At 65.3% G+C, this 222-nt stretch carries 1 protein-coding gene; it reads right to left on the bottom strand.

Annotated features, from left to right (window positions below; all coding sequences use genetic code 11):
- A partial coding sequence (locus HJV72_RS19170; RefSeq protein WP_243765714.1) for a class II fructose-bisphosphate aldolase occupies positions 1-196 on the bottom strand: 196 nt, incomplete at its 3' end.
- Between the last annotated feature and the right edge of the window lie 26 nt (positions 197-222).

Below are 222 nucleotides of genomic sequence, written 5' to 3'. Positions count from 1 at the left end.
CCCCCGTTTCCACCTCAAAACGCTCGGCCTCGTCCGGGTCGGTGTAGCCAGTTTCCGAGCACTCGAGGTCGTCCTCCTTGCCACCGACACGGCCCAGCTCACCCTCCACGGGAACGCCGTTCGCGGCGCACATCCGCACCACCTCGCGCGTCAATGCGATATTCTGCACCAGAGGCAGCGTACTTCCGTCGATCATCACGCTGGTATACCCCGCGCGCAGCG

The organism is Extibacter sp. GGCC_0201 (genome assembly GCF_017566055.1).
Lineage (GTDB): Bacteria > Bacillota > Clostridia > Lachnospirales > Lachnospiraceae > Extibacter.
The sequence above is the reverse complement of the archived record's forward strand: the minus strand, read 5'-3'. Positions and strand labels throughout refer to the sequence as shown.